We start from the raw sequence: 17,461 nt of genomic DNA on the forward strand, positions 1-17,461 counted from the left end.
CTCCTGACCGTCAGTGGCAGGACTGCCGCACACCCTCGATTTCCTGCCAATGCCGAGGCACACTGGAGACATGCTCGAAAACGTGGCCGTGATTCTGCTCAACGGAGTGCATCCCTTCGAACTCGGCGTCGTCTGCGAGGTCTTCGGCCTCGACCGCAGCGACGAGGGCCTGCCTGTGTACGACTTCGCCGTCGCCTCGGCCGAGGGACCGACGCTGAGCACCCACGCGGGCTTCTCGGTGAGTACGGAACACGGGCTGGAGCGTCTGGAGACGGCCGACCTGATCGCCGTGCCGGCCGGGCAGACCTATGCGGACCGGGAGTATCCGCCGGAGCTGCTGGACGCGCTTCGGCGGGCCGTGGAGCGCGGGGCCCGGGTGCTCAGCGTCTGTTCCGGGGTCTTCGTGCTCGCCGCCGCGGGCCTGCTGGACGGCCGGCGGTGCGCGGTGCACTGGCGGCACGCCGACGAGCTGGCCCGGCGCTATCCGCGGGTCCGGGTCGAGCCGGACGTGCTGTACGTCGACGCGGGGCCGGTGATCACCTCCGCCGGTACGGCCGCCGGGATCGACGCCTGTCTGCACCTCGTACGGCAGGAGCACGGGCCCGAGGTCGCCAACGCCATCGCCCGCCGGATGGTCGTACCGCCGCACCGGGACGGCGGCCAGGCCCAGTACATCGAGCGGCCCCTGCCCCGGTCGCGGTGCGACACCGTCGGGGAGGTGCTCGTGTGGATGGAGCGCAACCTCGACGAGGAGGTGACCGTCGAGCAGCTCTCCGAGCGCGCCCACATGTCGCCCCGCACCTTCGCCCGCCGCTTCCAGCAGGAGACGGGCACCACGCCCTACCGCTGGATTCTGCGGCAACGCGTACTGCTGGCCCAGCAGTTGCTGGAGGCGACGGACGAGACGATGGACGCCATCGCCTGGCGCACCGGGTTCGGCACCGCGGCGGCGCTGCGCCACCAGTTCGTACGGTCGCTGGGGACCACCCCGCAGGCCTACCGGCGTACGTTCAAGGGCCCGGAGGCCGCCTGAACGTACGCCGGTTCCACCGCCCGGGCCCCTTCAGCGGGCTGTCGCCCGCAGCAGCATCCGGTCCGGGTGCAGGGTGATGCCCACGCGGACCGCGTCGCGCGATCCGGGCACGCGTTCGAAGCGCCACCGCCTGGCCACCTCGGCCGTGAGGATGGTCAGCATGGCCATCGAGAAATGGTCACTCGGACACTTGCGGTTGCCCACGCCGAACGGGGTCATCGCGTACTTGGGCAGGTCCTTGACACGTTCCGGAAGCCAGCGGTCGGGGTCGAACTCGGTGTTCCGCTCGTACGAACGCGGATCGCGCTGTATCGCGTACGGGCTGTACACGAGATCGGCACCGGCTGGAATCCGATAGCCGCCCAGCTCGGTCTCGGCCACCGCCCGCCGTGTCAATATCCATACGGGCGGCTGCAAACGCATCGTCTCGACGACGACATTGTTCGTGTGCGCCAGCTTGCGGACGTCCTCGAATGCGACCGCTCGGTCGCCCCCGACCGATTCCGCCTCCTCGGCCACCTTGTCGGCGTGTTCCGGCTGTTCGGCGAGGACCTGGAGCAGGGACATGATCGTGGAGGCGACGGTTTCGGCGCCCGGAGTGACTATGGCGATGACCTGGTCATGGATCTCCTGTTCGCCTATGGGGTCGCCATTCTCGTTCTTCGCCGTCAGCAAAGCCGTCAGCAAATCGTCCGGATTTTGACCGGATGCCCGGCGCTCGGCCACGATCTCGTCGACGACAAGATGCATATCGGCCAGGGCCCGGTTGAATTTGAGGTTGGCCGGCAGCGGAAGCCGGTAGAGCGGCCCCGCCGGGATCACCATGCGCCGGTACATCCCCAGGAACACCGTGGCGAGCGCGGCGCACAGGCGTTCGGCCCGCTCGTCCATGTAGTCGCCGCGCAGCAGACAGCGGGCCGCGATGCGCACGGCGATCCGGAAGGACTCCGCGGTGCAGTCGATGATCTCGCCGGGCTGCCAGCGCCGGGCGAACGCCTGCGCCTCCTCCGCCATGATCGGTCCGTACTCGGGGAGGACGTCCAACCTGAACGCGGGCTGTATGGTGCGCCGTTGGCGCCGGTGGGTGGGCCCGTTGGCGGTGGCCACGCCCTCCTTGCCGAGCAGCCCTTCGAGGGACTCCCACAGCGGGCCGCCGATGATGTAGTCGGGGTTCAGCGCGAGTTCTCCGACCAGTTCCGGCGCGGTGGCGGCGTACACCGTCTTGGGGCCGAGTTTCAGCCGTACGACGTCGCCGTGGTCGCGGAGCCGGGCGAAGTAGCCCAGCGGGTCGCGGACCAGCTGCCAGCCGTGGCCGAGAAGCGGGACACCGCCGCCCGCGAAGGGCGGATCGGGCAGCTCCCTGGCGTGGGGGGACACGGGACGTACTGATTCGACGGTCATTTCTCACCTGCCGCTTCGTTGTTGACGTACGGGGGTGTGGAGCGGTCGTCCCAGTTGTCGACCATGTAGCGGCCGGACTCGTGGTGGAACCAGTAGACGGAACTGAACCAGTTCCGCATATTGCCGAGACAGACGATCACGGCGGTGCTGATTTGCTTTCCGCGCGCGCTGCCGTCGTCGAGTGATTCGGCGAACCTGCGCGCTTCCTGTTCCTTCGAGAGGAATTCCAGAACTGTCCTCTCGACCCGCCCCCTGACTTCCGTGATGGCCTCTTCGAGTGTCAGCCCGTCGTGCCGTATGAGACTGATCCCGAGATTGTGCACCTCGTCACCCGCGAGTTCCTTCGGGAGTGAGCAGAGGTCGTTGTACCAGGCGGCGAATTCCTGACTCAGCAGCGCCGCCCGGTGGAATGCGGGGTGTTTCCGCACCACGCTCGGGAGTTCGCATCCCGCGCTGGGCTCCAGGAGATCGGTCCAGATCCAGTGCGCGAAGGTGAGCCGCCGAAGTTCGAGGTATTCCTCGACTTTCGGCACGGTTCCGTTTGTGCGGTTTCGGAATTCGCGGTCGTACGCGTCGATCACCTCGTGGAAGTGCCGCGCGAAGCGGGCGTTCCACCTCCTGCCCAGGAACGAGTACAGGCGCAGGACACTGTCCGCGAACCCCGCGACCAGCGGGTCCCGGTGGTACAGATACATCCCGGGTGCGTCCAGCGCGGCGTGGAGCCGGCCCTTGAGATGCCGCCAGGCGGCGGGCCGGCCATGCACGATGTCGCGGTCGTGGCGGTCGTCCCAGACGAAGAACCAGGCACTGAAGTCCGCTATCGCCTGGAGTACGTCGTCCGGGGCGCCGAGGTAGTACCCGGCCATGAGGTCGGTGTAGCAAAGACCGTCGGCATATTCTGCGACCTTGTCCGCCGACATGAGGCGTTTTTCCAGCAGCCAGCCCCTGGTCCTCTCCTGCAGTTGGGGCCAATACGGATGCAGTTGCCGGGGAAACGCCGCCTCGATCACAGGTAAGGCCAGTGATGGTGGGATCGCTACCGCTGGTGTCGCCGGTGAGGTGCTGTGTGGGAAAGCAGGCACGAACAAACCCCTCTCAGCCGCGAGTTGGCGCAACACCCCTCCCGCTGTGCCGGGCGTGCGCCGTTGCGTATCCCCGCAGTTCCCATTCAGCACTACAACTGACCGTTCTGGGAACGTATTTGCTTCCTTCACTACCCCAAGCTGCCGAGATTCACCTCTTGCCTGACTGGTTCTGGATCACTACAGGCGCACTTGAGTCCACGTTTCGATCGAACGTACGACAGACATGCGAACGGCTCCTGCTCAGGGCATCATCCTGAGCAGGAGCCGTTCGCGTTTACGTCTGCCTCAGACGTTGTCAGAAGTTGTCAGTCGTTCGCGACCACGGGATACCGCGGCTCGTTCTCGGCCATCTGCCGCAGCGCGTCCTTGCGCTCGCGCTTGGAGAGCCGGTCGATGTACAGATATCCGTACAGGTGATCGGTCTCGTGCTGCAAACAGCGCGCGAAGTAACCGGTGCCGCGCACCTTGATCGGATTGCCCTTCTCGTCCTGCCCGGTCACCTCGGCGTAGTCGGGCCGGGCGAGCGGCGCGTACGCGGTGGGCACCGAGAGGCAGCCCTCGTTGCTGTCGTCCAGCCGGCGCCGGTCGGCGGGCAGCTCGACGAGGACCGGGTTGCAGATGACACCGGTGTGCCGGGCACCGTCGTCGTCGGGGCAGTCGTAGATGAAGACCTTCAGGTCGACGCCCACCTGGTTGGCCGCCAGGCCGACGCCCTCGGCGGTGCGCTGGCTGGCGAACATGTCCGCGACGAGCTGGTCCAGTTCCGCGCCGAACTCGGTGACGTCCTGGCACTCCTTGTGCAGCACCGGGTTGCCGACGACCGTGATGGGCCGCGAGGTCCCGCGCTCACGCCAGGCGGCCTCGCGCTCCTCGCCGTCCTCGGTGTCGATGACGAAGCCCTCGTCGTCCACGGGAAGCACGCCCACGTGCTGCTGATCGGTGTCCTGCTGCGCCATGACCGACGATGCCTTCCTCAAACAAACGGGGGGAGAGTTGCTGATACAGGGTACGGGCAGTGCCCCTGCGGGGGCCGCCCCGCAGGGGCACCCCCAGGGGCGCGGGGCTGTGTCAATTTGCGGCTCCGCCGCGCGGGCGCGACAAGCCACGACGAACCCGCACCCGGCAACAAGCCCTAACAAACCTCTTCGAGATCCCGCCAGTCCCGAGTCTCCGGACTGTCGGCGACCCACCCGTCCAGCAACCCTCGTACGAGAGTTGCCGGGGCAGCGATGCCACATTCCCGCTCCGGCGCCCACAACTGCCCGTCCGTACGGTGCCCCAGCGGCCCGGGATGCCCCGGCTCACTGTGATCGTGCGGATCGAGATGCTCCCCGTCACCCTCGTCGGACGGCATCCGGGACTCCGAGCACATCCGGCACAGCAGCCGAACGGACGACGACCAGTCCTCGGCAGCGAACCCCGCGTCGGACGCCAGCCGCTCCAGGGCGTCCCGGTCCTCCTCCGCGCCGGCCTCCAGGAGGACCACCCAGGTGGGCACGGGCGAGGGCGCCCACAGCTCGATCTCGTCGAACACGGGGTAGGAGTGCCCGGCCACGGTGGTCCGCTCGCCATGGGGCACCCCGTCGTGCAGCACGACCTCGCCCCAGCGCCGGCCGGAGGACGGCAGCGGAATCGACAGCACCTCGATCCGGGCGGGGTCCAGCCGCCGCCCCCACACGACCTCGGCCTCGCCCTCCGGCGACAGCCGTACGGCCGCGCTGCCCAGGTCCATTCCGGTGGGCTCACCTGCGGCCGTGGCGCCCCCGGGGACCCGCAGCCCGTACGCCTGCCAGGCCCGCCGGGCCAGCGGCCAGTCCTGGAGGGCGGTGGCCGCGATGCCCACGTTCCACCAATCGGGGGCCCCGGTCTCCCGGTCGAGCAGTGCGACGGCTCGGAGACCGGCCGCGCGGGCCTGCTCCCAGTCGTGCCGGAACTTGTGCAGCAGGGCCAGGTTGAACCAGGACTCGGACAGCCAGGGCTCAAGATCGGCGGCACGTGTCAGCAGCGCGCCCGCGTCCTCGTACCGCCCGTCACCGATCAGCGTGAACGCGCGGTCGGTGGCCTGCCGCCATGAGGCGGAGGGCCGGTGCCGTCCCTTGCCGAAGATCCTCACGATTCCCGCCTGCCAGTGCCGTGGAGTGGGCCGGCTTCTGCCCCCGTACAGCCTCTCCCTCGCATCCAACCACGGACCGCTGGAGGGGCGCTCATTACCCATGGGTTACCCAACCGAGGGCAGCGTAAGACCGTGCGCCCCTCTCCCACCACCATCTTCAACCGATGCGCTCCCGGACGACTCCGCCATTTCTGGCGAGTACCCGGGCGAGGGATTCCACCACCTCGGGGTGATAGTCCCGGCCGGTGCCGAGCCGCAGCTCCTCCAGCGCCCGCAGCGGACCGCCCGCTCCGGCGTCCCGCACCTTCTCCTCGTACGCGTTGACGGCCCGCACGATGCGCGCGGAGACCGGCTGCTCCCGGTACGGATCGGCCTGCAGCTCCACGACCACGGCGACCGCCGCGGCCACCCCCGTCTGCCGTACGACGGCCCCGCCGAGCAGCGCGATCCGGCGCTGCTCCTCCAAGGGGAGTACGGCCGTGGCCCCGGCCGGTACCGGGTCGACGAGGCTGAGCTGCCCGATGTCGTGCATGAGAGCCGCGTACTCCAGCACGGTGAGCTCCGCCTCGGACAGCCCCAGCTCCCGCCCCACCGCGCAGCTGAGCACCGCGACGCGACGGGCGTGCCCGGCCGGGGTGTACCCGGCGATCTCGGTGGCGCGGGCCAGTGAGGCGATCGTCTGCCGATAGGTGGCCCTTACGGCCGCGTACCGCCGGAAGGCGAGCTGCGTGAGGAGCAGCGGCAGCGAGAAGACGGGCAGCGCCCAGAGCCCGACGACGGCGACGGCGAGCGCCATGACCACCCCGGTGGCGCACACGGCGGTCCCGATCCCCAGCATGGCCCGCAGCTCGTCCCGCAGCAGCGGACCGAAGGGCCAGCCGGTGCGCGAGTGGGCGAGCGCGGCGGCGAGTACGGCGTCGCAGAGTGCGGTGAGCACGAGCAGCGCGACGAGCAGCAGGACGTACGCGGGGCCACCCCAGGCCTCGAACACGCCCTGGTTGTAGAGGGGTTGGAAGCAGATGGCGGCGAACCCGGCGGTGAGCACCCGGCGGGCGAGGTGGTCGGCGGTCGGCCCCTGGCCGCGCGCGACGTGCGGCACGCAGCCGACGAGGGTGGCCGCGACGACGACGGCGACGACCTGGAGAGCGCCGTGATGCGTGGCCCGCCCCGCGTCCTCGCCGAGCAGCGCGTACGACAACGCCGCGGCGGAGGCGAGCGGCGCCGCCTCCCGCGACTCGGGCCCGCTCCACCGGGTCAGCTCCCCGAGCGCGACAAGCAGCCCGAAGGAGACCGCGACGACACGTCCGTCGAGGCCGGACCAGAGGGTGTGGCCGAGGGAGAGGACGGTGAGGAGAGCGGCGGTGAGGTGAACGCTGGTTCTCATGTCACCCCGCCCCCACCCTCATTACGAACCTGCCCGGCAACGGCAACAGGAACAGGGCCGGAATCGGGGCAGGGTCCGGGATCGGAGCCGGAGTCGGGATCGGGAGCGGAGCCGGAGCCGGAGTCGGAGTCGGGGTGCGTTGGTGTCCGACTGGAAACTGGCGGAGTGGGTGGGTAATCACGACGGGACTGGACCCCGTCAGCTGTGACCGCCGGATGCCACCCACCCCGCCGATCAAGAGCACGCGTCAACGCCCGCACCATCACCGGATCGAACTGCGTCCCAGCGCACCTTTCCAGTTCCGCCAGAGCAACCCGCACCGGCCTGGCCCGGCTGTACGACCGGGTCGACGTCATCGCGTCGAACGCGTCCGCGACGGCGACCACACGCGCGAACTCCGGAATCTGGCTGCCGACGAGCCCGTAGGGGTACCCACTCCCGTCCAGCCGCTCGTGATGGTGCAGGATCGCCGACCGGGCCTCCCCGAGGAAGCCGATCCCCCGGACCATCTCGTGCCCGTACTCCGGGTGCAGCTCGATCACGCGCCGCTCCTCCGGGGTGAGCGGCCCGTCCTTCCGCAGCAGCCGGGTGGGGACGCCCAGCTTGCCCACGTCGTGCAGGATTCCGGCGAAGCGCAGGACTTCCACCCGCTCGTCGTCCATGCCCAGTTCCCGCGCGATCATCATCGACGCCTGTCCGACCCGCTCGCTGTGCCCGCGCGTGTACCCGTCCTTGATGTCGACGGCCTGTACGAGCGCCCTGATCGTCGCCTGGTGCGCCGCCCGTTCCCGGTGGTACTGCGCGAACACCCACCACGACACCCACATCGGCAGCAGCACGAGCAGCGCGGCGACGGGACCGTACGGGCCTCGCCACAGGACGGCCATCATCAGCCCGGCGAGCCCGTGCACCCCGACCGGCACCAGGGACCGTACGAACAGCCCCCGCCAGGCCAGCCGTACCGGCACCCGTTCGGCGAGCGCCAGGATGCCGCCGTCGAGGAGGGCCAAGACCAGGCAGAACGCGACCACGGCCACCCCGGCGGTGACCAGGGCGTAGGGAAAGTAGGAGGAGACGACCGCGTCCGGTCCGCCGAGCGACCAGTGCACCCGCGAAGCCGTCCAGGCGCCGATCCCGAGCTGTCCGGCCCGCCAGAGCCGGCGCGTCCAGGGCGTCCGTTCACCGCCCCGCACCAGCAGCGCGCCCGGCAGCGGCACCAGGGCGGCAGCCGCGGGCGGCAGCAGGAAGGCAGCGGCGAGCAGGACGGGCGTGTGCCACCGGGGCGGCCCGCCGCCCCCGGGACCGGCGGCGCCCGGACCCTCGTACTCCCGGCCCCCGCCGAACCGGCCGACCGCGAGCTGCTCGCACGCGGCGCACAGCGCGGCGAACAGCGCAACGGCACCCCAGGGGGCGTGCGCGGACCGGACGGGCGCCGCGCAGAGAACGGCCCCCGCGGCGACGGCGATGACGTAGACACGCGCCCACGGCGTGATCGACCGCATGGCGCTCCCTCCCCCGTGTCCCGGACCAGGGCCGGCCGGGCTGACGTTCGGCACAAGCCTGTTCAGGCTCCGGGACATGGAGGATAGGTCGGCCGACGGCGGCCGTACGGAGGCATTGACCGAATCTCAGGCCTCAGAAGCCGAAGATTAGCCCGTTCGAGTGAGCCGTCGACATATCGGCCCAATACATCGATTCAGTACATCGGCTCAGTACATCGGCTCAGTACATCGGCTGAGCATGTCGGCTCAGCACGCCACATCCGCGGCCAGTACCTTGGCCAACTCCTCGATCGTGGCGGGGGATTCACGCTGGAACGCGGCGATGTCCAGCCCGTCGTCGCCCATGACGGTGAGCAGCGCGCGTTCACCGACGGCCAGCACGATGACATGCCCGGAGCCGCACCTGGCGACCACCTCGCGCAGGGCGCCGATCTTCGCCTGCTCGGCGATACGGCGGCTCACCCCGAGCGTCGCGGCGGCGAGCGCCGCCACCGACTCGGGGTGCACGGTGTCCGCGTCGGCCACGACGAGAAGGCCGTCCACCGTGGACAGAACGCTCTCGGAGACTCCCATCACCCGGTCCCGCAACGAGATCAGGATGTCGGTCAACTGTGAGGACTGGGGAGATTGGGGAGGCTGGGGAGGCTGGGGAGGCTGGGGATTGTCGCTGAGAGGGCTCGGAGGGCTCAGGGGACCCATGGGACGTACTCCTTGCGGTCAGTCAGGCTCAGGAAGAGCACCCAACGCATGGCGGACCCGCCGCAGCGTCTCGACAGAGGGTTGGTCGGCGGCCAGTTCTTCGGCCGAGGGGCCCAGCAGGGCAGGGTTCGCCGCACCCCGTACGGGAAGCGGCTTCCGTACGGGCAGAGGGGGCGTGCTCACACCCGGGTCGTCGTGGTCCGCGCGTCCCTCTTCGTGTCCCTCATCGTTTCCGTCAGCGCTTCGGTCGGTGCTTGGGTCAGCACTTCGGTCGGTGCTTGGGCCATCTCTTCCATCGTCCGCACTCACTTCCCCCCTTTCTCTCCGCCACGGGGCATGCGCCTCGGCAGCGGCTCGGTTCTCGACGGCGCCGGCGGCGGGCCGACGGCCGGCGTACGGCCAGGGGTGACACGCGGCGCCGTGCTGGGCCGACCGCCGGGGACGGTCGGGTTCTCCCACCGGAGGAACCCGAGTGTCCGCATGCGGATCAGGTCCAGCATCACGGCGTACAGCCCGCGCCCCAGCGCGAAGGCGATGTCCCGGGCCGTACGGCGCCCGTTGACCTGGTTCAGAATGTCCTCGTGCCGACGGGACAGCGGCCCTTCCACGACACCCACACCGGGTACGGGGCGCACCCGGGCCAGTTCGCCCGGAGGTCCCCAGAGGCGGATGAGCAGCGCGATGCGCCGTGTCGTCTCGTCGGTCAACTGCCTCGGCTCCACGCCCGGTCGGGCGAGGAGCGTCGGCTCCGGGTCGCTCAGTTCCCAACTGCCCGGCGCGCCCAGTGACAGCGCGAAGGCCCCGTCGAACACGGCGGCCGTGCAGACGACTTCGAGCTCGGCGGCGCCCAACAGCCCGTCGGCGACCAGGCGTTCACCGAGCAGGTCCGCGTCGCGCTGTGCGGCGCACGCGGCGAGCCAGTCCTCGTCGCCGATCCGGCCCGAGGTCAGCAGTACCGAGGTGGCGGTCGGCGCACCCGGTGTCTCGATCGCGCCCACCAGGCCGTCGCGCAGGTGGAGCGTGCCACCCGGGGCGCCCGCGACCCGTACCGTGCCGCTGACCCCCTCCTCGCGCAGCGCCAGCAGCAGCGCGGGCAGATTGCGGGCGGCGGATGCGTTCATGCACTCACCCGCACTCTCGTACGGGTCGTACGGGTCGTACGGGTCGTACGGGTCGCACAGGTGGGGTCGGCAGGGCCGGCCATACCGCTCGGGCCCGTCACGCCAGCACCTCGTCGGCCAGGTCACCCATGCTGCGCGCGGCGAGTGCGAGGTTGGCCCGTTCCCGGTCGAGTCCGGCCGTCAGCAGCAGCGGGTCGCCGGCCGGGCGGCCGACCGTGACCAGGACCTGGTGGCGTCGCACGCTGGTCGTGACGACGCTCTCCAACTCGCCCTCGGCGCCCGCCCGGCCCAGCCGTTCGGCGACGAGGGCGGCGAACTCGGAGCTCTCCGGGCCGTCCCCGGCCTCGGCGGTGTCTCCCGCCACTCCGTAGGTGAGGCCGGTGACGGCGTCGACGAGGGCGACACCGGTGACGCCGGGGGAGTCGAGGAACCGGGCCAGCGAAGCCTCAACTGCCGTCGACATTTCGCCATTCCCCCTTCGCGTACGACCGCTGCACAGTACTTTGAGCGCAACTTTCGTAACGCACACCAAAGTTGATGTTTTACGACCCGCAGGTCGTTCGAGTTCGATCGTAGTTGCACGGACTGCGACCGGTCAGCATCACTGAGGAATTGGGGCACCAGAATGAACATCGAGACAGCGCTCAAGGAAGCCATGACCGTGGACGGGGCGCTCGGCGTGGCGCTCGTCGACTACGACAGCGGTATGTCACTCGGCACACTCGGCGGTGGCCCGGGCCTCGACCTGGAGCTCGCGGCGGCGGGCAACACCGAGGTCGTACGGGCGAAGATGCGCACACTGGCCTCGCTGGACATGAACGACAGCATCGAGGACATCCTCATCACGCTGGGCAAGCAGTACCACCTGATCCGCCCGCTTGCCAGCAGCAAGGGCGCGCTCTTCCTGTACATCGCGCTGGACCGGTCGCGCAGCAACCTGGCGCTGGCCCGCCACAGCCTGAAGAGGATCGAGAACGGCCTGGACGTCTGAGGTCCACCTCCGAAGTCCAGACACAGACAGGCACAGGCACGAAAACGACGATCGGCCCCGCCTTGGCGGGGCCGACGACGTCCGGCGGTGTCTGCTGTCTGCTGTCAGCTCTCGGCAGCCACGTCGTGGTCGGGCACGACCTGCCCGGAGCGGATCATGTCGAGCCGCCCCATGACCTTGGCACGCAGGTCGGTCGGCACGTCGTCCTGACCGCAGCAGCGCTTGACAAGCTTCTTCACCGCCTGTTCGAGCCCGTACTTCTCCAGGCACGGAGAGCACTCCTCGAAGTGGACCTCGAACTTGGTGCAGTCCGAGTCCGGCATCTCCCGGTCGAGGAACTCGTAGAGATGATCGAGTACTTCACTGCAGTCCGTCTCGTGCGGCTCTCCGCAGCTCATGAGCCCGAGCCTTTCGCTTCGTTCGACTCTCCTGCACCGGCCGGGACCAGGCCACGGTCGCGGGCGTAGTCCTCCAGCATGCCGCGCAGCTGACGGCGACCGCGGTGCAGCCGGGACATCACCGTGCCGATGGGTGTCCCCATGATGTCCGCGATCTCCTTGTACGCAAAGCCCTCTACGTCCGCGAGATACACCGCGATCCGGAATTCCTCAGGGATCGCCTGCAGCGCTTCCTTGACGTCCGAGTCGGGCAGGTGGTCGAGCGCCTGCGACTCGGCGGAGCGCAGACCGGTCGACATGTGCGACTCGGCACGCGCGAGCTGCCAGTCCTCGATCTCCTCGGCGGCGCTGCGCTGGGGCTCGCGCTGCTTCTTGCGGTACGAGTTGATGAACGTGTTCGTGAGAATCCGGTACAGCCACGCCTTGAGGTTGGTGCCCTCACGGAACTGGTGGAAGGACGCGTACGCCTTGGCGTACGTCTCCTGCACCAGGTCCTCGGCGTCGGCCGGGTTGCGTGTCATGCGCAGCGCGGCGGAGTACATCTGGTCGAGGAATTCGAGCGCGTCCCGCTCGAAGCGCGCACTGCGCTCGGCGGTCGACTCACTCCTGCCCGGACCCTCGGGCTGCTCCGCCTGGCCGTGTTCGGTCCCTGCGTCGGTCCCAGTGACCGGACCCACCTCCTCCAGTGCCGTGGTGAGACCGAAACCGATCCCACTCGAATCGGAGGATAGACGAACATCGTGTCCGCCCGCCGCCCGAATAGGGGCGGTCTTCGACGCGTGCAGCACCGTCCAGTCCAGGTCAGCGCTGCTGCGGCGATTCGGGCAGATGGTCGAACCCATGCGGCGGACTTCCTCTCGTACGAACGGTCACCCCACGCTCGTGGTGTCTGATTCGCACAACAGTGGTCCGCCGCCCGGCATTCCCGGCCCTCACCCGAGTGACGCGGTCCACGACACGACCCGCCCGGTGATCACCGCCACCGCCTCCTCCTGCCCCATGGGTGCCCGTTTCGGCACGGCGAAACCATGATCGCCGTACGGAACCTCCACCAACTCGTGCTCCCCCGGCGGGAACTCGGCCGGTTTCCCGAACGGATCGTTGCCGCCCTGGACCACAAGGACGGGCACCCCAGCCCCGAGCAGTTCGGCGGCCCGCGACCTCTCGGGCCTGCCGGGAGGATGCAGCGGGAAGGAGAGCGCGAGCACGGCCACGGCGCCCAGTTCTCCGGCCGTACGACAGGCCACGCGGGCCCCGGCACTGCGTCCGCCCGCGATCACCGGCAGCCCGGGCTTCGCGAGCGCGGGCCAGATTCCCCGCCACCCCGCGTCCAGCGTCTTCGGCGCGGGCGCCATCTTCTTCCCGGCCACCCGCCAGGGCTGCTCGACGAGCGCCACGGTGACACCGTGCGCGGGCAGCTCCCCGGCGAGCGCCTGGAGATCCCGCGCCTCGATACCCCCGCCGGCGCCATGACCGACGGCGAGCACGAACCGGGCCTTGGCGGCCGGACACCAGGTGATGCGGGCAGTGCCCACGTCGGTCTCGACGGTCTCCGTGCTGTTCTCGGAGCTCTTCTCAGTGCTGTTCTCGGCGCTCTGGGTGTTCTGGATGTTCTGGGTGCTCACATCAGAAGAGTGTGCCCTCCTCGGGCCCCTCCAGCTCGGTCAGCAGCTCCGCTCCGTTGTTGCGGACGTTGCTCACCGCCGTGGAGACGGGGAACGCCCGCAGCAGGCCGGTCGGCGGTGGCGCGAGCAGCCCGCGCAGGTCGTCCACGTCGGTACGGGCCGGGTCGAGCCAGGCGTCCCAGTGGTCCGGGGTGAGCATCAAGGGCATCCGGGGGTGGATGTCGGCCAGGGCGCCCGGGCCCTCGGCGGGGGCGCCGACGAGCGGGGTGGTCTCGGCCTCGGTGGTGATGACCGAGCAGGTCACCCACCAGGCCAGCGGATGGTCGTCGGGCAGCGTCCGGTCCCGCCAGAACTCGTACAGGCCGGCCATCGCGAAGACCGACCCGTCGGCGGGCGTCACGAAGTACGGCTGCTTTCGCGGACGCTTCTTCTTCCCCTCGACCTCCAGCTCGCGCTCGCCGGTCGCGGTGACCCACTCGTAGTAGCCGTCGGCGGGCAGGATGCAGCGCCGGGTGGTGAAGGCACGTCGGAACGAGGGCTTCTCGTGGACCGTCTCCGCGCGCGCGTTGATCATCCGGGCGCTGCCCTCGGGCGTCTTGGCCCAGGACGGGACGAGCCCCCATTTCAACTTCCGCAGCTGCCGAACCGGATCCGGATCCTCGGCGTCCTTGAGAGGACGGTCGAGGACCGCGTAGACCTCTTTGGTCGGGGCCACGTTGTAGTCAGGGGCGAGTGTCTCCTCGGGCTCCCACTTGTCGACCTCAAAGATTCCTGCGAGATCCTCAGGCGCACGACTCGCTGCATACCTACCGCACATACGTGCCAGACTGCCAGATTCGAAGCGACGCTAGGGAGCCTCCGCAGACAATGGACAGCACCGCATCCACCTCGCTGGCCGGCCTCTGGGACGAGATATTCGGCAGCCAGCCCGACCCCGACCTGTGGGTGGTGATCGCGACCATGGTGGTCGCGCTCGCCGTGATCATCCCGCATCCGCTGTGGCGCCTCTCCCGCAACGCGATCACCATCGCGCACGAGGGCGGCCACGGTCTGGTCGCGCTGCTGACCGGCCGCACCCTCACCGGCATCCGCCTGCACTCCGACACCAGTGGCCTCACGGTCAGCCGGGGCAAGCCGCACGGCCTGGGCATGATCCTTACGGCCGCCTTCGGCTACACCGCTCCCCCGCTGCTGGGCCTCGGCGGCGCCGCGCTCCTCGCCGCCGGCCACATCACGGCCCTCCTGTGGCTGGCCACGGCGTTGCTGCTGGCGATGCTGGTCATGATCCGCAACGCGTACGGTGCCCTCACGGTGTTCGTCTCCGGCGGCACCTTCGTGGCGGTGTCCTGGCTCGCCGGCCCCCAGATCCAGGCGGCGTTCGCCTACGCGGTGGTGTGGTTCCTGCTCCTGGGCGGAGTCCGCCCGGCCTTCGAACTCCAGGCCAAGCGCCGCAGGGGCGGGGCGGGCGACTCGGACGCGGACCAGTTGTCACGGCTCACGCATGTACCGGCGGGGCTGTGGCTGTTCCTGTTCCACGCGGTGAGCCTGTGCTCACTGATAGGCGGGGGGCGCTGGCTGCTGGAGGTATGACGCGCCCCGCAGGGGCGTCGTCTCAGGGGCGCGGGGCTGTGTCTATCAGCGGCTCCGCCGCGGGGCTCGACCAGCCACAACGGCGCCGCACCCGAATAACGGCCGCCCACTAAACTAAACCTATGGCCCCGAACCCCGCAGACCCCGCCCTCTGGCCCGCCCCGCACGCGAGCGGAGCCGTCGACGCGACGGTCCACGTGCCCGGGTCCAAGTCCGTCACCAACCGCGCCCTCATCCTCGCCGCCCTCGCCTCGGAGCCCGGCTGGCTGCGCCGCCCCCTCCGGTCGCGGGACACCCTGCTGATGGCCGGCGCCCTGCGGACGATGGGCGTCGGCATCGAGGAGACGGTGTCATCGAGTTCGTCCGTCGCGGGGGCCCCCGACGGTTCCGGCTCCGGCGAGGCCTGGCGCGTGATCCCCTCCGGCCTGCAGGGACCCGCCACGGTCGACGTCGGCAACGCGGGCACGGTGATGCGCTTCCTGCCCCCGGTCGCCGCCCTCGCCGACGGCCCCATCCGCTTCGACGGCGACCCGCGTTCGTACGAGCGTCCGCTCCACGGCGTGATCGACGGCCTGCGCGCCCTCGGCGCCCGCATCGACGACGACAGCCGCGGCGCGCTCCCCCTGACGGTGCACGGCAGCGGCGCCCTGGACGGCGGCCCGGTGTCGATCGACGCGTCCTCGTCGTCGCAGTTCGTGAGCGCCCTGCTGCTCTCCGCCCCGCGCTTCAACCAGGGTGTCGAGGTCCGCCACACCGGCGCGACCCTGCCCTCGCTCCCCCACATCCGGATGACCGTCGACATGCTGCGCGCGGTCGGCGCCCAGGTGGACACCCCTGAGTCGGGCGGCGAGCCGAACGTCTGGCGGGTCACGCCGGGCGCGCTGCTCGGCCGGGACCTCACCGTCGAGCCGGACCTCTCCAACGCCCAGCCCTTCCTGGCGGCGGCCCTGGTGACCGGCGGCAAGGTGACGATCCCCGACTGGCCGGCCCGCACCACGCAGCCCGGCGACCGGCTCCGCGAGATCTTCACGGAGATGGGCGGCTCCTGCGAACTCACCGAGTACGGGCTGGAGTTCACGGGCTCCGGGTCGATCCACGGCATCGACGTGGACCTGAGCGAGGTCGGCGAGCTGACTCCGGGCATCGCGGCGGTCGCGGCCCTCGCGGACTCCCCCTCCACCCTCACCGGGGTGGCCCATCTGCGCCTCCACGAAACGGACCGCCTGGCGGCCCTGACCAAGGAGATCAACGAACTCGGCGGCGACGTGACCGAGACGGCCGACGGCCTGCACATCCGCCCGCGCCCCCTGCACGGCGGCACCTTCCACACGTACGAGGACCACCGCATGGCGACAGCCGGCGCGATCATCGGCCTGGCGGTGAAGGACGTACGGATCGAGAACGTGGCGACGACGGCGAAGACCCTCCCGGACTTCCCCGATCTGTGGGCCGGAATGCTCGGGAACTGACGGGCGGACCAGGATCATGCGCCGCTACGGCAAGAACACCGACGAGGACGACATCCGCTCCCGCCCGAACCCCAAGGGCAACCGACCCCGTACGAACATCCGCCCGAAGCACGAGGACGCGGCCGACGGCATGGTCCTCACCGTCGACCGGGGCCGGCTGACCGTCCTGGTCGACGACCGGATCGTCATGGCGATGAAGGCCCGCGAACTGGGCCGCAAGGCCGCGGTGGTCGGCGACCACGTGTCCGTCATCGGCGACCTCTCCGGCAAGAAGGACACGCTGGCCCGCATCGTCCGCATCGCGGCGCGCACCTCGCTCCTGCGCCGCACGGCGGACGACGACGACCCCTACGAGCGCGTGGTCGTGGCCAACGCCGACCAGCTCGCCATCGTGACGGCGCTGGCCGACCCCGAACCCCGCCCCCGCCTGATCGACCGCTGCCTGGTGGCGGCGTACGCCGGCGGCCTGACCCCGCTCCTGGTCCTGACCAAGTCGGACCTCGCCCCGCCCGACAAGCTCCTGGAGCTGTACGGCGCCCTGGACATCCCGTACGTCGTCACGAGCCGCCAGGAGCTGGAGAGCGGGGCCGCCGTGGCCCGCGTACGCGAGCAACTGGACGGCAAGATCACGGCGTTCGTCGGCCACTCCGGCGTCGGCAAGACGACCCTGGTCAACGCCCTGGTGTCGAGCGGCCAACGGCGTTCGACGGGCATCGTCAACGCGGTGACGGGCCGCGGCCGCCACACCACCACCTCCGCCCTGGCCCTCCCCCTCTCGGGCGACGCGGGCTGGGTGGTCGACACCCCGGGCGTACGTTCGTTCGGGCTGCACCATGTCGACCCGTCCCTCGTGATCCATGCATTCCCCGACCTGGAACCGGGTACGGAAGGCTGCCCGCGCGCGTGCAGTCACGACGAGCCCGACTGCGCGCTGGACGAGTGGGTGGAGAAGGGGCACGCCGATCCGGCGCGGCTGTACTCCCTGCGCCGGCTGCTGTCGACAAGGGAACGGACGGAAGGCGACTGACCTCCGCGTTGTTTGGCCGGGGC

At 70.1% G+C, this 17,461-nt stretch carries 19 protein-coding genes; 5 read left to right on the forward strand and 14 right to left on the reverse strand.

Translation table 11 applies throughout. The features are described from left to right. Positions 1 to 70: 70 nt before the first annotated feature. The gene (locus G3I71_RS38805; protein WP_164322520.1) at positions 71 to 1,033 is read left to right on the forward strand and encodes a GlxA family transcriptional regulator; all 963 of its coding nucleotides are present in this window, start codon (positions 71 to 73) and stop codon (positions 1,031 to 1,033) included. Between the two features lie 30 nt (positions 1,034 to 1,063). Here G3I71_RS38805 and G3I71_RS38810 read toward each other — a convergent pair whose 3' ends face one another. From G3I71_RS38810 to G3I71_RS38855, 10 genes are all read right to left on the reverse strand, one after another. Further along, positions 1,064 to 2,434 (reverse strand): cytochrome P450, encoded by a 1,371-nt coding sequence (locus tag G3I71_RS38810; RefSeq protein ID WP_164322522.1) that lies wholly within the window; start codon positions 2,432 to 2,434, stop codon positions 1,064 to 1,066. Then, positions 2,431 to 3,516 carry an epi-isozizaene synthase gene (gene cyc1 / locus G3I71_RS38815; protein WP_164322581.1) on the reverse strand — a complete coding sequence of 362 codons (1,086 nt, stop codon included), beginning with the start codon at positions 3,514 to 3,516 and terminating at the stop codon, positions 2,431 to 2,433. Before cyc1 ends, G3I71_RS38810 begins: the two co-directional genes overlap by 4 nt. Positions 3,517 to 3,824: 308 nt before the next feature. After that, complete coding sequence (gene def / locus G3I71_RS38820; RefSeq protein ID WP_164322524.1) at positions 3,825 to 4,475, reverse strand: peptide deformylase; 651 nt, start codon at positions 4,473 to 4,475, stop codon at positions 3,825 to 3,827. Between the two features lie 176 nt (positions 4,476 to 4,651). Further along, complete coding sequence (locus tag G3I71_RS38825) at positions 4,652 to 5,632, reverse strand: hypothetical protein (RefSeq protein WP_164322526.1); 981 nt, start codon at positions 5,630 to 5,632, stop codon at positions 4,652 to 4,654. 157 nt (positions 5,633 to 5,789) lie between these two features. After that, entirely contained in the window at positions 5,790 to 7,016 is a 1,227-nt protein-coding gene (locus G3I71_RS38830; RefSeq protein ID WP_164322528.1) for an HD-GYP domain-containing protein, read from the reverse strand. Continuing rightward, positions 7,013 to 8,518 (reverse strand): HD domain-containing phosphohydrolase, encoded by a 1,506-nt coding sequence (locus G3I71_RS38835; protein WP_239149596.1) that lies wholly within the window; start codon positions 8,516 to 8,518, stop codon positions 7,013 to 7,015. Before G3I71_RS38835 ends, G3I71_RS38830 begins: the two co-directional genes overlap by 4 nt. A gap of 246 nt (positions 8,519 to 8,764) precedes the next feature. Further along, complete coding sequence (locus G3I71_RS38840; protein ID WP_275409357.1) at positions 8,765 to 9,217, reverse strand: roadblock/LC7 domain-containing protein; 453 nt, start codon at positions 9,215 to 9,217, stop codon at positions 8,765 to 8,767. Positions 9,218 to 9,235: 18 nt separating this feature from the next. Further along, positions 9,236 to 9,400, reverse strand: coding sequence for a hypothetical protein (locus tag G3I71_RS38845; RefSeq protein WP_164322467.1), 165 nt, complete (start codon positions 9,398 to 9,400; stop codon positions 9,236 to 9,238). 122 nt (positions 9,401 to 9,522) lie between these two features. Next, positions 9,523 to 10,338 carry a hypothetical protein gene (locus tag G3I71_RS38850; protein ID WP_164322532.1) on the reverse strand — a complete coding sequence of 272 codons (816 nt, stop codon included), beginning with the start codon at positions 10,336 to 10,338 and terminating at the stop codon, positions 9,523 to 9,525. 97 nt (positions 10,339 to 10,435) lie between these two features. Then, positions 10,436 to 10,801, reverse strand: a complete 366-nt coding sequence (locus tag G3I71_RS38855) for a hypothetical protein (RefSeq protein ID WP_239149597.1) — start codon at positions 10,799 to 10,801, stop codon at positions 10,436 to 10,438. 162 nt (positions 10,802 to 10,963) lie between these two features. Here G3I71_RS38855 and G3I71_RS38860 point away from each other — a divergent pair, with 162 nt between their 5' ends. Further along, the gene (locus G3I71_RS38860; RefSeq protein WP_164322534.1) at positions 10,964 to 11,329 is read left to right on the forward strand and encodes a hypothetical protein; all 366 of its coding nucleotides are present in this window, start codon (positions 10,964 to 10,966) and stop codon (positions 11,327 to 11,329) included. Positions 11,330 to 11,433: 104 nt separating this feature from the next. On the opposite strand, the gene rsrA is transcribed toward G3I71_RS38860, so the two are convergent. The 4 genes from rsrA to G3I71_RS38880 all read right to left on the reverse strand — a co-directional run bounded on the left by rsrA (position 11,434) and on the right by G3I71_RS38880 (position 14,169). After that, positions 11,434 to 11,727, reverse strand: a complete 294-nt coding sequence (gene rsrA, locus G3I71_RS38865) for a mycothiol system anti-sigma-R factor (protein ID WP_053744538.1) — start codon at positions 11,725 to 11,727, stop codon at positions 11,434 to 11,436. Beyond that, a complete protein-coding gene (gene sigR / locus G3I71_RS38870) occupies positions 11,724 to 12,404 on the reverse strand; it encodes an RNA polymerase sigma factor SigR (protein WP_055524911.1) in 681 nt (226 codons plus the stop codon). Before sigR ends, rsrA begins: the two co-directional genes overlap by 4 nt. Before the next feature lie 255 nt (positions 12,405 to 12,659). Then, positions 12,660 to 13,337: an alpha/beta family hydrolase gene (locus G3I71_RS38875; protein ID WP_164322584.1), complete on the reverse strand. Its 678-nt coding sequence runs from the start codon at positions 13,335 to 13,337 to the stop codon at positions 12,660 to 12,662. A gap of 16 nt (positions 13,338 to 13,353) precedes the next feature. After that, on the reverse strand, positions 13,354 to 14,169 hold the full coding sequence (locus G3I71_RS38880; RefSeq protein ID WP_164322538.1) for an SOS response-associated peptidase: 816 nt from the start codon (positions 14,167 to 14,169) through the stop codon (positions 13,354 to 13,356). Positions 14,170 to 14,219: 50 nt separating this feature from the next. On the opposite strand from G3I71_RS38880, the gene G3I71_RS38885 reads away from it, so the two are divergent. From G3I71_RS38885 to rsgA, 3 genes are all read left to right on the forward strand, one after another. Further along, on the forward strand, positions 14,220 to 14,942 hold the full coding sequence (locus tag G3I71_RS38885; protein WP_164322540.1) for a M50 family metallopeptidase: 723 nt from the start codon (positions 14,220 to 14,222) through the stop codon (positions 14,940 to 14,942). Positions 14,943 to 15,064: 122 nt separating this feature from the next. Further along, positions 15,065 to 16,411 carry a 3-phosphoshikimate 1-carboxyvinyltransferase gene (gene aroA / locus G3I71_RS38890; RefSeq protein WP_164322542.1) on the forward strand — a complete coding sequence of 449 codons (1,347 nt, stop codon included), beginning with the start codon at positions 15,065 to 15,067 and terminating at the stop codon, positions 16,409 to 16,411. A 16-nt stretch (positions 16,412 to 16,427) separates the two neighbouring features. After that, complete coding sequence (rsgA, locus tag G3I71_RS38895; protein WP_164322544.1) at positions 16,428 to 17,438, forward strand: ribosome small subunit-dependent GTPase A; 1,011 nt, start codon at positions 16,428 to 16,430, stop codon at positions 17,436 to 17,438. The last annotated feature ends 23 nt before the right edge of the window (positions 17,439 to 17,461 follow it).

This window comes from Streptomyces sp. SID12501 (assembly GCF_010550245.1).
Lineage (GTDB): Bacteria > Actinomycetota > Actinomycetes > Streptomycetales > Streptomycetaceae > Streptomyces.